The 15,710-nt window shown below is 29.2% G+C and carries 12 protein-coding genes and 1 other annotated feature; of the genes, 1 reads left to right on the top strand and 11 read right to left on the bottom strand.

The genetic code is table 11. The features are described from left to right. The 3 genes from IC175_RS13520 to IC175_RS13510 form a co-directional block, all read right to left on the bottom strand. Positions 1–1,164, bottom strand: a complete 1,164-nt coding sequence (locus IC175_RS13520; RefSeq protein ID WP_227434200.1) for a D-alanyl-D-alanine carboxypeptidase family protein — start codon at positions 1,162–1,164, stop codon at positions 1–3. 53 nt (positions 1,165–1,217) lie between these two features. After that, on the bottom strand, positions 1,218–1,418 hold the full coding sequence (locus IC175_RS13515) for a CD1290 family small acid-soluble spore protein (protein ID WP_227831215.1): 201 nt from the start codon (positions 1,416–1,418) through the stop codon (positions 1,218–1,220). Between the two features lie 201 nt (positions 1,419–1,619). Next, positions 1,620–3,296 (bottom strand): ribonuclease J, encoded by a 1,677-nt coding sequence (locus tag IC175_RS13510; RefSeq protein WP_227434198.1) that lies wholly within the window; start codon positions 3,294–3,296, stop codon positions 1,620–1,622. A 216-nt stretch (positions 3,297–3,512) separates the two neighbouring features. On the opposite strand from IC175_RS13510, the gene IC175_RS13505 reads away from it, so the two are divergent. Beyond that, positions 3,513–4,250: a metal-dependent hydrolase gene (locus IC175_RS13505; protein WP_227434197.1), complete on the top strand. Its 738-nt coding sequence runs from the start codon at positions 3,513–3,515 to the stop codon at positions 4,248–4,250. Between the two features lie 120 nt (positions 4,251–4,370). Here IC175_RS13505 and IC175_RS13500 read toward each other — a convergent pair whose 3' ends face one another. The 8 genes from IC175_RS13500 to IC175_RS13465 all read right to left on the bottom strand — a co-directional run bounded on the left by IC175_RS13500 (position 4,371) and on the right by IC175_RS13465 (position 15,668). Then, positions 4,371–4,829 (bottom strand): Fur family transcriptional regulator, encoded by a 459-nt coding sequence (locus IC175_RS13500; RefSeq protein WP_227434196.1) that lies wholly within the window; start codon positions 4,827–4,829, stop codon positions 4,371–4,373. 275 nt (positions 4,830–5,104) lie between these two features. After that, the gene (locus tag IC175_RS13495; protein ID WP_227851619.1) at positions 5,105–5,392 is read right to left on the bottom strand and encodes a DUF1292 domain-containing protein; all 288 of its coding nucleotides are present in this window, start codon (positions 5,390–5,392) and stop codon (positions 5,105–5,107) included. A 77-nt stretch (positions 5,393–5,469) separates the two neighbouring features. Next, on the bottom strand, positions 5,470–5,895 hold the full coding sequence (gene ruvX / locus IC175_RS13490; protein ID WP_227434195.1) for a Holliday junction resolvase RuvX: 426 nt from the start codon (positions 5,893–5,895) through the stop codon (positions 5,470–5,472). A gap of 151 nt (positions 5,896–6,046) precedes the next feature. Further along, a complete protein-coding gene (locus IC175_RS13485) occupies positions 6,047–8,218 on the bottom strand; it encodes a hypothetical protein (RefSeq protein WP_227434194.1) in 2,172 nt (723 codons plus the stop codon). A 9-nt stretch (positions 8,219–8,227) separates the two neighbouring features. Then, positions 8,228–8,485 carry an IreB family regulatory phosphoprotein gene (locus tag IC175_RS13480; protein ID WP_003419418.1) on the bottom strand — a complete coding sequence of 86 codons (258 nt, stop codon included), beginning with the start codon at positions 8,483–8,485 and terminating at the stop codon, positions 8,228–8,230. 24 nt (positions 8,486–8,509) lie between these two features. After that, positions 8,510–11,149 (bottom strand): alanine--tRNA ligase, encoded by a 2,640-nt coding sequence (alaS, locus tag IC175_RS13475; protein ID WP_227851618.1) that lies wholly within the window; start codon positions 11,147–11,149, stop codon positions 8,510–8,512. A gap of 67 nt (positions 11,150–11,216) precedes the next feature. Then, positions 11,217–11,461 (bottom strand) — a binding site (T-box leader). Between the two features lie 141 nt (positions 11,462–11,602). Beyond that, positions 11,603–12,682 (bottom strand): tRNA 2-thiouridine(34) synthase MnmA, encoded by a 1,080-nt coding sequence (gene mnmA / locus IC175_RS13470; RefSeq protein WP_227482242.1) that lies wholly within the window; start codon positions 12,680–12,682, stop codon positions 11,603–11,605. A 142-nt stretch (positions 12,683–12,824) separates the two neighbouring features. Further along, positions 12,825–15,668, bottom strand: a complete 2,844-nt coding sequence (locus tag IC175_RS13465) for a cell wall-binding repeat-containing protein (protein WP_227851617.1) — start codon at positions 15,666–15,668, stop codon at positions 12,825–12,827. Positions 15,669–15,710 lie beyond the last annotated feature (42 nt).

The raw sequence follows: 15,710 nt of genomic DNA, 5'->3' as shown, positions 1-15,710 counted from the left end.
TTATATCATATTATCAATTATTCTTTGAAGCATTTGTAGGTAACTTGCCTTATTTATATCTTTATTATTTATTAATTCTACTTCACCTATTACTTTTTTATCTTTACATATCTTTATCTTTCCTAAAACAGTACCTTTTTTAATTGGCATTTTAGGATTTTTTACTATTTCTATTTTCTTTTCAAACTTTTTAGAACTTCCTTTTTTAATAAGAGCATTTAAGTCTTCTTTAGCAACTAATTTGACTTTATTTTCATCAGCTTTATCTAATGTAAGTGTAGCGATATTATCTCCCTTACTACACAGCTTAACGCTTTCATAATTTGCAAATCCATAATTTAAAAGACTAGATGCATCATTAAATCTTTCAGGAGAAGTTTCTGCACCCAAAGTCGCCGCAACTAAATGAGTATTACCTCTTTTTGCTGATGCTGATAGACAATATTTAGCTTCTTGAGTAAATCCAGTTTTAACACCAGTAGCTCCTTGATAATGCTTTATAAGCTTATTAGTATTTGCAAGACCTACTGTAACTTGTTTTTTACCTACTACAACCTTATCCATCCATGTAGTTAAGTATTTACTTATCATTTCATGTTTTAATAATTCTCTAGACATTAAAGCTATATCATGAGCAGATGTATAGTGATTTGCTACTGGAAGTCCATTTGTATTTGCAAAATGAGTATCATTCATATTTAGCTCCTTTGCTTTAGAATTCATCCTATCAACAAACCCTTCAACACTTCCAGCCAAGTGTTCAGCCATAGCTACACAGGCATCATTTGCAGAAGCAACAGCTATACCTTTTAATAAAGTATCAACCTTTTGAGTTTCTCCTGGTTCTAAAAATATTTGACTACCACCCATACTAGATGCAGTTTCACTCACTTGTACTTCATCATCAAGTTTAATATCACCTGAATCCAAAGCTTCTACAATAAGTAACATTGTCATTACCTTTGTTACACTGGCAGGAGGAAGCTTCTTATGAGCATCCTTTTCATATAAAATTTGTCCACTACCAACATCCATCAAAATTGCCGATTTTGAAGATATATTTAGTTGGTTGGCATCAGCATTGTCCTTACTATTTGCAAAAGAAAAACTCAAAGGAGTAAATGCAAGTAATATAGCCAAAGCAGTACTAGCTAATTTTTTCATAGATGTCACCTCTTAAAGTTTATTTAAACTTATTTTCTCACAATTAACTTTTTTTATTCTAAATGCCTAGATATACCTTGACCTAAATTTTTTTTCTTTTCAAGCTTTTTAAAATAATCTTCTAAAACACCTTTATTCGATGCATTTTCTATTATTTCAAAGGCATCTTCATAATTCATTCCATATTCTCCTGCTATTTCCATCTTAGTTTGTTTTAAAGCGTTTCTAGCATTTTGTTTTGAAATATTATCCATAAATATCCTCCTATTAATAAAATTTATATATAAGTAGTTTTTACTAATAAAAGATTGTTATAATTGGTATTTTATGTAATATCTAAATTTTTCAATATTAAAAAGACCTCTTGTAATTCTTAAGATGATATCAATTTAATCTTTTGATATCATTTTAAAAATTACAAGAGGTCTACTTTTCAATTTTATAAACTTTATATCCTATACTTCCATTATTATAGGAAGTATCATTGGATTTCGCTTAGTTTTTTGATATAAATACTCTTTTAGGTTTTCTTTAATGTTATTCTTTAAATAAGCCCATTCTTTAATATTTTTCTCTTCACACTCGTTTAGAACGTTTTTAATTATATCCTTTGCTCCATCCATTAAATCTTCAGACTCTCTTACATACACAAAGCCTCTAGATATTATATCTGGACCTGCTAAAACTTTGCCTTCATCTTTAGAAATAGTTACTACAACTATCATAAGACCATCTTCTGATAAATGCTTTCTATCTCTTAAGACTATATTACCTACATCTCCTACACCTAATCCATCAACTAGTATATTTCCTGTTTGTATACGATTTGCTACTTTAGCAGAGTTTTTATCTAACTCTAAAACATCTCCTGTTTGCATGACAAAAATATTTTCCTTGTCCATTCCAAGTTGTTCAGCTATTTCAGCATGTCTTTTTAACATTCTATATTCACCATGAGCTGGCATAAAAAACTTTGGTCTAACTAATGCATGTATAAGCTTTAATTCTTCTTGACAGGCATGTCCAGAAACGTGTATATCCGCTATATCACTATATACTACTTCTGCTCCTTTTTCAAATAAGAAGTTTATTACTCTTGATATTAATTTTTCATTTCCTGGTATTGGATGAGCAGATATTATAACTAAATCGCCACTCTTTATTTCTACTTTTTTGTGTTCTGAAAAAGCCATTCTAGCAAGAGCTGACATAGGCTCACCTTGTGAACCAGTCGTTATTATCACTAACTCGCCATCTTCATGCTTGTATATATCATTTAAATCTATTAGCATATCGTCAGAAATATCTAAATATCCTAATTCCTTGGCAACTCCAACTACATTTACCATTGAACGACCTGATATAGCAACCTTCCTATTAAACTTTTCAGCTGTATTTATTATTTGTTGTAATCTGTGTATGTTAGATGCAAACGTAGCAACTATAATTCTTCTACCATTTCCCTTTGCAAATAACTCATCAAGACCTACTCCAACAGTTTTTTCAGACATAGTAAATCCTGGTTTTTCTGCATTAGTACTATCTGCCAACATTAAAAGAACTCCTTTTTTGCTCAACTCACAGATTCTATGCATATCCATAACATCACCATCAATTGGAGTTAAGTCAATCTTAAAGTCTCCTGTATGGTATATTATCCCTTGGTCTGTGTGTACTGCAATAGAGTAAGCATCTGGTATACTATGGTTATTTTTCAAAAACTCTACTTCCATATTATCAAGCTTTATAACTTGTCTTGGAGTTATGACATTTAACTTAACATTATTCATCTTATGTTCTTTCAATTTTACTTGTATAAGACCTATACTAAGTCTCGCTCCATATACAGGAACATTTATCTTTTTTAGTATATATGGAAGAGCTCCTATATGGTCTTCATGTCCATGTGTAATAAATATACCCTTTATTTTATCCCTGTTTTTGACTAAATAAGTTATGTCTGGTATAACTATATCTACTCCTAACATTTCATCTTCTGGAAAACTAAGTCCAGCATCTATAACAATTATTTCATCTTTATACTCAACAACAGTCATATTTTTTCCAACTTCGTTAAGTCCACCTAAAGCCATTACCTTTATCTTGTTGGTGTTCTTTTTGAACAATTGCATCATCTCCTTCTGTCTATTTAATTTTTTAACACGTTCTACAATCTTAAATAATATCAAATCACGCACTCGCTACCAGTTATTCTTATTGTACCATAATTCGTATCATATTTTAAGCTATATTTAAAATACATTTAACGTATTATTTTGACAAACCTATTTTATTTTGATATCCTCTAAATATTATATGATTTAATATCTGATATTTTAGGAGGATTTATGCGTGGTAAAACTCATTGTGCAATAGGAATTTTAACAGCTATCCAGACATCTTTAATTTTTACAATTCCTATATCTCTAGTAGATATTTTAGTTTCAGCTACTTTTGCAGTACTGCCCGATTTGGATAAATCTAATTCTATGGTCTCAAATTTCATTCTAAAAAACAATATATCCAAATACATATATAGAATTTTTATATACGCTATTAATATTATTATTTTCTTTATTTCAATAAATATAAATGATAATTTTTATTTAAGTGCAATAATTACATTTGTTGCAATTATAATTATTGAGGCAAAACTAACCCATACATTTCTGAGAAAAATCTTTCTATCATTAATATTTATACTATTAGCTATATGCTTATACATCGTAGAAGTTGAAATATATTTTATAATTTTTTGTCTAATGTTGTCAATTTTTCCCTGGCTAAAGCACAGAAGCTTTTCTCATAGTATATTTGCAACCATCATAATATATTTTTTACTAAAACAAATAGAATTAATCACTAGTATTAATAATTTATCTTTTTATGGAACACTTGGCTATGCAAGCCATATGTTTTTAGGGGATTTATTTACAAAACAAGGAATACCACTTTTTTATCCACTAAGTGAAAAAAAGATTTCCTTAGGATTTTTAACAGTTGGAGGACCATTTAGTAATTTTATAGAAAAATCATTTATTTTCATACTTATAGGATTAATTATATTTTCAATATTAAAATTATAAAAAGCTTTAAAGCTATTTATATTTATACTATATATTTAAATTTATAATAAAAAATGGAAGAATAGCATAGAATATAAAAGTTCTATACTATTCTTCCATCAACATTAAATTACAGAAGAATTATTCTTCTGAATCACTTATTTTATTACACTCATCACATAATCCATAAAATTTAACATCATGATCAAGTATTTTAAATTTGTACAATGATTGTATTTCTTTTTCTATATTGTCTAAAAGGTCTTCTTTAGCTTCCATTATCTTTCCACAATTTTTACAAATAAGATGATGATGATTATGACAGTCTTCTTTATGTAGACTAATCTCATATCTTATACACCCATCATCTAAGTTTAGTTTTGATATTAATCCTATTTCGTCTAATAACTGCATTGTTCTGTATACAGTAGCTAGCCCTATTTCAGGACAGTCAACCCTAACTAAATCATAGATTTCTTCACTACTTAAATGTGAATGGTCATGTTGAAGCAATATCTCAACTATTGCTCTTCTTTGTGGCGTAATCTTAAAACCAGTTTCTTTTAACTTGTCTTTTAATAAATCCATTGTGTTTGCCATAACATCACCCTTACTATTTTCAATTGATAATCTTTATTAAATAATATTGTAATTGATAATTCTTTTTTTGTCAAGACATTTGAAAAAATTTAATTTCTTCTCATAATATAAATATATACCCATAAAAGATATATTATTCACCAAAATCTATAAATTTTTTAATAAAAAATAAAAAAACAGATATATACTATAAATACTTTTTACAATTAATAATTCTTAATTAAAGTAAATACAGTAAAATACCTGATTTTTTATATACAAACTTAATTATTTACCTAGTTAAGTCCACTTGATTCATCTTCGTCGTAATTTAAACCTTCTTCTTCCATTCTAGCAGTATATTCAGCTACAACAGTTTCATACTCTTCATCACTTTCTAATGATACTAATACATCTCCTTCTTCATCCTCTTCAATTCTAAATATAAAAGCCTCTTCAGCCTCTTCATCATCTAAAGGCATTAATATTGCATATTCTTTTCCTTCTGCTTCTAATGTTAATATTATTTCAAATTGGCTTTCTACACCATTTTCATCAATTAAATTTATTATATTTTCTTCCATAATGTCATTCACCTCAAATTTATTTTTATTTTTATTATTTATATTATATATCATAAGTATTCAATTTTATAGTTCTTTTATGAATTTATTTTAAAATCTAAATATCCTTGTAAAATTATTACTGCTGCCAACATATCTATAACCTTTTTTCTTTTTTGTCTACTAACATCCGCTTCTAACAAAGATCTCTCTGCTGCTACTGTAGAAAGTCTCTCATCCCAAAACTCTACATCAATTCCTGTTTCTTCTTTTAATAATTCACAAAACTTAATTACCTTTTCTCCTTGTGGTCCTAAAGTACCATTCATATTTTTTGGTAATCCTGACACAATTTTATTTACTTGTTTTTCTTTTATTATAGCTTTTAATTCTTCAATATCCTTCTTCTTGCCAACTCTTCTTACCGTTTTTATCCCTTGTGCAGTTAATCCCATTAAATCACTTACAGCAACTCCAATAGTTTTATCTCCAACATCAAGACCCATTATTCTTCCATCTAACATATTTTCTCCTTTTATTTACCTTATTTTATAAAACATATACATTTCATTAATTACAAAAATTGCAATATGAATTTTTGATGTAAGCTGTTTGGTTTACATTAATAATCATATTGCAACTTTTTATTCAAAGCATATATACATTAAAAAATTTTTAGTTATTTTTTTCAAATATTATCATGTTTATGCTTATTATTATAAGTGGTATAAGTATATATATAGATGCTGTAGATGCAGCAACTATACCAGAGTCATTAACTAAAAGAGTAATTATACAACCAACCATAGATGCAATGAATCCTTTAAACAAAATTGGAAAATTATTCATTATCTTTCTAAAGTGTCTAGATGGTTTAAATATAAGTACTGCAATCACAGCAATTCCCACAAGTAAAATATTTACCCATACACTTGTCTGTGCTAATTGCATATTCATTTGAATTTTTCTTCCAAATGTCTGCAATATCTCTCCTGGTCCATTTAAGAAAATTCTTTGTACAAACATTCCTAAGTGAGATTCACTACCTGAGATTATATCTAGAGCTGCAAATGCACAAACAACAACCACAGCTGAAATAGCTAATAGTGCAACTTTTTTAATATCTAGTTTAGCATCATATATAAGCATTATAAACAACAAATATGCTACACATTCTGATATTGCTCCACCAACATTTGCCCCCATAGAAGGATATGCGCTAGTTATAAGTATTATTAATGAAAATATTACAACAAGTGGCTTAGAAACCTTCTTGTAATGTAATAAAACTGCTAAACCAAATACTGCACTTGCTATGGTTACACCTTCATACTCATTTCCTACACCATAGTATCTGGCACCAATAACAGCATCATAACTCATTATATTATTTTGCATTAAGTATGTTCCAAATACAGAATCTATGACTATTATTAAAATAGTCAGTGTTGCAAAAAATCCCATATGTTTTATATCATTGTCTTTAAATAACTTTCGACCTAATAAGTATAACACTAGTGTAGTTACAAATATTCCCAAAGATATTGTAATTGGGGTCTTAAAATTCATCAAAGGAGCCAACATAAATGACAGAGGCATTATTATACCCAATTTTATAAACTCCTTAAGTACTTTGAATACACGCTCTTTATGTGGCATGTAATTTCTAAAGAATATTGCAAACATTGCAATTACCCAAGAAGCAGATATTACACCTACAAATCCATTTATGATACTTGACCTTATAGATGATATAGATACTATCTTTTTATAAAGTGATTTTAGGTAACTAGCATTATCTTCTTTGTCAACCAAAGTATAACTTCTACCCACCATTTCATCATTTTTAAGACCAAACTCATTTAATATGTCCACTCCAACATCTAAGTTTGCAACAATACCAGCTTTTCTTGTTGTAGCAGATTCCAATAGACCCTTTCCTTCTCCACTAAATTTTATTATTGGAGAAAGTCTTCTCTTATTTTTATAATCTAAATCACTTGGAAAAGCACTTGATACATAAACAGTATCATTTTCTCCAACCATAGAAAATACTTCTTTAAGGTATTTATCTATATTTTTTACAATATTTTTCTTCATTGCAGCATAAGTATTATCATTTAAATTCAATCTATACATATCTAATCTATATGTATCTCCAAGCTCTACAAATATAGCATCACTATTTTTATAAGACTTTTTAGTTTCATCTAATAACTTATCGTAGTCTGTAACTATTCCAAACGGCATCTTAGAATCTTTTTTGTTAATATCATCAATATTCCCAGAATCAATTCTTCCATATTGATCCATAGCAACTAAACATAAATTTCTATTTTTAACCAATTGGTTATTTTCAATTATATCAGCATTTCCAATTACGGATGTTTTTAGTCCATTTTCTGATAAAGTTTTTCCCAATGAACCTAAGGTTGCTCCATATTCTCCATACTCTAGATTTTCATTTATTGACCTATTAATACTTAAATTATTTATCTCTTTAGCTTTTTGACCTGTTGCAACTTCAAAAGTTTTAGCAGTATCTTGGTCTACTTTTTGAAAATTGATATAGTCTTCAGTAGTTACATCAGCTCTTACTCCTGCACCCATACTAGCATAAGACCTTCTATCATCAGTACCTTGATCCCCTCTTATATTCATAAGAGCTATATGACCTCTCTTTTCTAGCTCACTCTTTAAGATTGGAACCTTCAACATACTTCCAAGATTGGTCCTATTCATATCAATAAATATGACTTTGCCCTTTTCTTCAGCAGAACTGTAGCTAGCAGTTGATACAAAAATCATAATAACTACTGCCAACAATGACATAATCTTTTTTCTCATTTATTTGACCTACTTTCTATTCAGATAGTGCGTGATTACTTCTTCAAGTATCTCATCTCTTTCAAATTTTTTAATTATAGCTCTTGCATTTTTATGACTAGTTATATAACTAGAATCGCCAGAAAGGAGATACCCTATAATTTGATTTATAGGGTTATATCCTTTTTCAACTAGTGCTTTATATACAAAATCTATCGTATCTCCCACACTCATTCTATCTTCTGGTATTCCTTCAAATTTCATAGTGTAGTCTAAATCTTTTTCCAAACTAAAAACCTCCTTAAGTGAATGTTATTTAACTTGTGTCTTAATAACCTCACTTGCATAGCTTAGAGCTTGGTCAACCTTAGATATGTCACTAGCTCCTGCTTGTGCCATATTAGGTCTTCCTCCACCTTTTCCTCCAGCTATTTTTGCAACTTCTCTAACTATATTCCCTGAATGTATTCCTTTATCTAACACATCTTTAGTAGCAGTAACTACAAAGTTAACTTTATCATCTACTACATTTGCCAATACTACTACACCAGAGCCAAGCTTATCTCTTAAATTATCTGCTGTTTCTCTTAGTGTATCCATATCCATACCTTCAAATTTATTAGTTATTAAGTTAACTCCATTTACTTCAAGCTTAGAATCAAAAATAGAATCAGCTGATTGTAAACTCATTTTAGTCTTTATATCATGTAATTCTTTAGATAAATTTTTATTTTCTTCTAATAAAGAACTTATTCTTTGAATTAAATTATCTTCTTTAGATTTTAAATTTACACAAACTTCAGATATAATTCCTTCTTTTTCTTTTAAGTATTCATAAACAGCTTTTCCTGTTATTGCTTCTATTCTTCTTACTCCTGCTGCTACTCCACCTTCAGACAATATTTTAAACATTCCTATCTGAGAAGTATTTGTCAAGTGAGTTCCTCCACAAAGTTCTGTAGAATAATCTCCCATAGAAACTACTCTTACTTCATCACCATATTTTTCACCAAATAGTGCTGTAGCTCCTTTTTCTTTTGCTTCTTTTATATTCATAATATCACATTTTATGTCTAAAGATGATAAAATAACATTATTTACTTTTTCTTCTATAACTTTTAATTCTTCATTTGATATAGCTTCAAAGTGAGTAATATCAAATCTTAATCTATCTGGAGTAACTAAAGAACCAGCTTGATTAACATGCTCTCCTAATACTTCTTTTAGTGCTTTATGAAGTAAATGTGTAGCACTATGGTTTCTTGCAGCAGACATTCTAACATCTCTATCTACTAATGTCTTTACTTTATCTCCATTACTTATTTTTCCTGATTTTATTATACCTATATGTTTTATACTATTATTAGCACCTTTTTTAGTATTTAATACTTCCACTACTAAATTTTCGTTGGTTATTAATCCACAATCACCAACTTGTCCTCCACCTTCAGGATAGAAAGTAGTATTGTCTAGTACTATAGATACTTTATCACCTTCTTTTGCATTTTGAACTAATTCATCCTCTTTAACTATAGCTTCAATAATCCCTTCACCATATAATTCACTATATCCATTAAACATACTATCTATAGTAGACTCTAATTTTGATAGAGGGTCTTCCTTCCAACTTTCTCCATCCATATTTCCTCTAGCATTTCTAGCTCTTTCTTTTTGTTTTTCCATTTCTTCATTGAAAGACTCTTCATCTACAGATAAATGTTCTTCTTCCAAAATTTCTTTAGTTAAGTCTATAGGGAATCCATAAGTATCATACAGTTTAAAGGCTTCTTGACCACTTAAAACAGTTTTTCCTTCATTCTTTAATACTTCTATATATGAGTTCAATATTTCTGTTCCTTGGTCTATAGTTTCATTGAATTTTTCTTCTTCTATTCCAACAACTTTTTTAATATAACTTTCTTTTTCAACTAAAACTGGATATGCTTTATCATTTACCTTTATAACTTCATCTATCAGTTTTTGTAAGAATAATTCTTTTACACCTAATAGTTTACCATGACGAGCAGCACGTCTAAGAAGTCTTCTAAGAACATAGCCTCTTCCCTCATTTGATGGAAGTACTCCATCACTAACTAGGAATGTCACAGCTCTTATATGGTCAGTTATTATTCTTATTGATATATCATTTTTTGGATTTACTCCATATTTTACTCCTGTTAACTTTTCAACTGCTTCCAATATAGACTTAATAGTATCTACTTCAAAGATAGTGTCCACACCTTGCATGATACATCCCATTCTTTCAAGGCCCATACCTGTATCTATATTTTTACTTTCTAATAAACTATAGTTTCCTTCTTCATCTCTATCAAACTGAGTAAATACATGGTTCCAGAATTCTAGGTATCTGTCACAATCACAACCTGGTTTACAGTCTGGATTATCACATCCATATTCTTCTCCTCTATCAAAATATATTTCTGAACAAGGACCACAAGGACCTGTACCTATCTCCCAGAAGTTATCATCTTTACCAAGTCTAACCATTCTTTCTTCTGGAAAATTCATTTCTTTTGCCCATATATCATAAGAATCGTCATCTTCTTCATATACAGTTACCCATATTTTATCTTCTGGGATACTTAGCCATTCTGTGACAAATTCCCATCCCCATTTAATTGATTCTCTTTTAAAGTAATCTCCAAATGAGAAGTTACCCATCATTTCAAAAAAAGTGGCATGTCTTGCAGTTATACCTACATTTTCTATATCTCCAGTTCTTATACATTTTTGAGATGTACACATTCTTAAACTTGGAGGTACTTCTACACCTGAAAAATAATTTTTTAAAGGTGCCATACCTGAGTTTATAAGCAATAAACTCTTGTCATTGTTTGGTACTAAAGAATAGCTATCTGCTACATAGTGACCTTTTGACTCAAAAAATTCTAAAAACTTACTTCTTATCTCGTTTAGTCCCATCTTTTCCATATTATGTTCCTCCTAATAAATTATATTTTTTCGTTTAAATAAAAAACCTCGTCCCTATAAATAAATTTATAGGGGCGAGGACAATCGCGGTACCACCCTAATTATCATAAAAAATTATGATATCTTCGGAAAACCTTAGCTATAACGTAACTACCGTCAATCTCTACTTAAATCTACCTTGTTAATTCAAAGTACATTGTTCAAAATTGCTACTAAAAGGCTGCTTCAAATATTTTATTCTAAGGGCTTTCAGCATGTTCCCTCTCTCTGTAAGACATCAAATACTTTACTATTCCTTATCACTGTATTTGTTTTTAATTAATATAATAATTATATTACTAAATTTTACAAAATTAATCAATACTATATTTTCATATACAATAAATTTATTTTATAAACTTTGTTTTAGATTTATAGACTATATTACTTATTTTATAAGTTTCTTGGATATTTTTATAAACTTTTCTCTATTATTCCTCCGCCTACTACAATATCTCCATCGTACATTACAACAGATTGACCTTTTGTAATAGCTCTTTGAGCTTCATCAAATACTATTTTAATAGTATTTTCTCCAACATTATAAATAGTAGCTGGTGATGGTTTTGCAGAGTATCTTATTTTTGCTTGAACTCTTAATGGCTCTTCTAGTTTGTCTATTGATATAAAGTTAACATCTTTTGCAATAAGTTCTTTTTTAAATAATTCTTCGTTGTCTCCAAGGACAATAGTATTATTTATTGGATTTATATCTACTACAAACATTGGTTTGCCAAAAGTAATTCCAAGACCTTTTCTTTGTCCTATTGTATAGTATAGTATCCCTTTATGTTTTCCAAGTACATTTCCTTTAGTATCTACAAAAAAACCTTCTTCAATACGCTTTTCAGAATGTTTTTTTACATAATTTGCATAGTCATTATCTTTAACAAAACAAATTTCTTGACTATCGGGTTTATTATGGACTGCCATTCCCATTTCTTTAGCAATTTCTCTTACTCTATCCTTTTCATAATCACCTATTGGTAGTAGTGTATGTTTTAATTGTTCTTGTGTAAGATTATAAAGTGCATAAGTCTGGTCTTTTTTATCTGTAACAGATTTTTTTAATAAATATCTTCCTGTATCTTCATCTTTTTCTATTTTTGCATAGTGACCTGTAGCCACATAATCACATCCTATTTGTCTAGCTCTTTTATAAAAATCGTCAAATTTTATATGTTTATTACAAGCTATACAAGGATTAGGAGTTTTTCCTTCTAAGTATTCATCTATAAAATAATCTATTACTTTTTCTTTAAATACTTCTCTAAAATTAAGAACATAAAATGGTATTCCTATTTTATTTGCTACTCTTCTAGCATCTTCAACTGCTGATAAAGAGCAACAACCACCTTCATTTTCAACTTCGTCATCGTCTTGCCATAATTTCATAGTAACACCAATGACGTCGTATCCTTGCTGTTTTAAAAGATATGCAGCTACAGAACTATCTACTCCTCCACTCATACCTATCATTACTTTTTTATTCATAAACAAATTTCACCTCATCTTTTGCATTACTTATTATTATACCATATAGAGCAAGCATTGTATTTATTTAAAATATAGCTTGCTCTATTTTCTAAAAAAAATAATATTATTAGGTAATTTTAAAAGATTTAAGGGTAATTTTTTATTTATTAACTACCACTACTGACGCTGTTGTTTCTGTTATTATATTCTTAGAATTACTAACATCAACTAGTTCTATTTTCACCTTATAAGTACCTTCTTTATTTCCAACTAGATAAACTTCTGTTGTTGCACCTTGTAATGGAAAACCTTCCATTGGTCCCCATCCTGTTTTTACTATGTTAAACCAGTTTCCATTGCTATCCTTAGCAATTAGTTGTATTCCACCTAACTCTGCTGAACCTTCTTCTGGTCTTATTTGAACTCTTACATTATTATAATCATTTTTGCCTTTATTTAGTGTAATCTTTACAGGAGTTCTACCATCTACACTTTCAAACTTAGGTATACTGCCATTTTCATCCTCATCTATTTTATTCTCTTCCGTTATATTAGCTATATCATTATTTTCATTTATAGTTATAGAAGCTTTACCCCAAGTAGCAGTTTTTGAATCTTGTAATAATATACAATCTCCATATCCATTAACAATCACTTTATCTTTATCATAGTTATCAGTTTTTATTGGAGTATATTCACTTATCTTACAATCACCTATTAAATCTAGACTTGCATTAGTTTCATTTACAATTCCATCATCTTTTACATATTCTACATTAACTCCATACCATCCGTTTCCACTTGTTACAAGATTTGAAGCTATTACTGATGAACCATTTACTATTAAACCTGCCCCTTTATTATTATTTAAAGTTACATTGTTTAATTCAACATTTTGTGATAAATAAACATGCATTCCTGATTTATTTAATTTGTCTGAATCTAAACCTGTTACTTTTAGATTGTTTATTTTTACACCATCTTTTCTGTCTATTGTTACTATATTTTCGTACCCTGGTTTAGTATCAGTAAATTCTACAGCTTTTTTCAATTCAGCATTATTAATACCATTTATAACTATTTTTTTATCTATAACAACTGGCTTTTTAACATCTATTTGTCCACTTATTTCCCACACTTGACCATCTTCTTGTAAAGCAAGTGCTTCTTCTAATGTATCAGTATCAGTAATCTTTATTGTCTCCACTTTAGCAGGTTCAGCTACCGTTACTGTAATAGTTGGAAGTGATACTCCTTCTGATAGCTTATATCCACTTGATAGACTTGCACTAAATATATACTTTCCTGCTACTTGGCTAGCATATTCTGGTGTACTTTTCCAAGTTACACCTACTTTTGTATTAGCCACTCCAGACACAGTTGCTGATAACTCTTTTGGTAAGTTTAACTTACTTAATTCTGTTCCATTTTCTACATTTTGTACTTTTATTGAATTATCAAGTGCTGTTATTGATGTTATCAATTTATCTTTTACAGATGAACCACCACTTGAACTTCCTCCACTTGATGAAGAGCCTCCAGATGAACTTCCACCTGGTTTAGTGCCATCTACACTTGGAGTCTGAGAACCTTCTACTTTGTCAGTTATTGTTCCTTCATTTTTTATATTTGTTCCTGTAGCATCATTTTTTATGTTTGTTATTTTTCCGTTGTTTTTAACTACAACATTGCTAGAATTATTTTGTATTTCTACTTTTTCTATTTTTGCTCCACTTTCATTTATTATTGTTCCACCTTTACTATCCTTAACCAAAACTTTATTTATTGTACCTTTATTTACTATATCTGCATTTGGAGCAGTTACTACTATCGTACCTGTATATGTACCATTTAAATTTACAGAAATTGAATTATTAGTACTCAATGATAAATCATTTGACATAGTTCCTGATGGCTTAATATTTATAATATCATTTGCATCAGCTTTATCTAAAGCTATTTTTAACTCTTCTATATTTTTAACTTCATATGTTGTTGTAGATTGTGATTTTTTTATCTCAGAAAAAGCATTCTCATTGCCTGAACCACCAACCTGTGTAACTGTTTTTAAGCTTTTAGTATTTAATACTTTTTCTTGTTCTTTATTTAATTTATTTCCAACTAAAACTACTGGTGAATTATTTTTTGCTGCCAATGAACCTACTGCTAATGAATCTATAAGATCTCCTTGTTTATTCATACCATCTTTTGTTATATATGCATTTTTCAACTCTTTTGAACCATATAATCCACTTATAACAGCCGCATTAGTTTCATTTCTATCTTTTCCTGATAATCTTTTAGGACTAGGTAAAGTGCTTTTTGTAGCTTCTGAAATCGACTGCACTCCTCCTATTACATAAGATGTTTTTATACCTTTATCTTTTATAAATTGATTTGATTGTTTTATTCCATCTTCTGGACTAGAAAGAATTATTGGCATTTTATTTTGAGCAGCCGCAGCTCCTACACTTACTGCGTCAGCAAGACCTTTTTCTCCATTAACTACAACTATCTCTGAAATATTACTACTTGTTTTTCTTCCAAGAGACTCATCTAATTTTTTAGCTATTTCTAAAGAAGTTTGATATCTATCATTTCCTGAGATTCTTTCTGTATCAATTTTTAATGATTTTAATTGTGTCTCTACCTCTGAACCTAAAGTTTTTGTCCCGCCTATTAAATATACTTTTTCTGCTTTTAACCTTATTATTTCTGCTTTAGTTCTATCATCTAATTTATTGTTTTGTGTCAAAAGAATTGGTGCATTCTTAGAACCAGCAAAAGGAGTTGCAGTCAATGCGTCTACTATAGTATTATCATTAACTAATATCACATTTTTAGATGTATCCCATCCTTTTTTACTTATTTGTATGGCAGTTTCCCATCTACCTGAACCTTTAAGTGTATCACTGTTTGTTTGAGCACTTGATATGCCTGTTGTCGCACTGCTAACTACTAATGATATAGTAAGTATTGCTGCTATCCTCTTTGGTATTTTCATAACTGTTCCCCCTAATATTGTATTTAGTTGAAATGTGCCTTT

The organism is Clostridioides sp. ES-S-0123-01 (assembly GCF_020658415.1).
Taxonomy (GTDB): Bacteria; Bacillota; Clostridia; order Peptostreptococcales; family Peptostreptococcaceae; genus Clostridioides.
The sequence above is the reverse complement of the archived record's forward strand: the minus strand, read 5'-3'. Positions and strand labels throughout refer to the sequence as shown.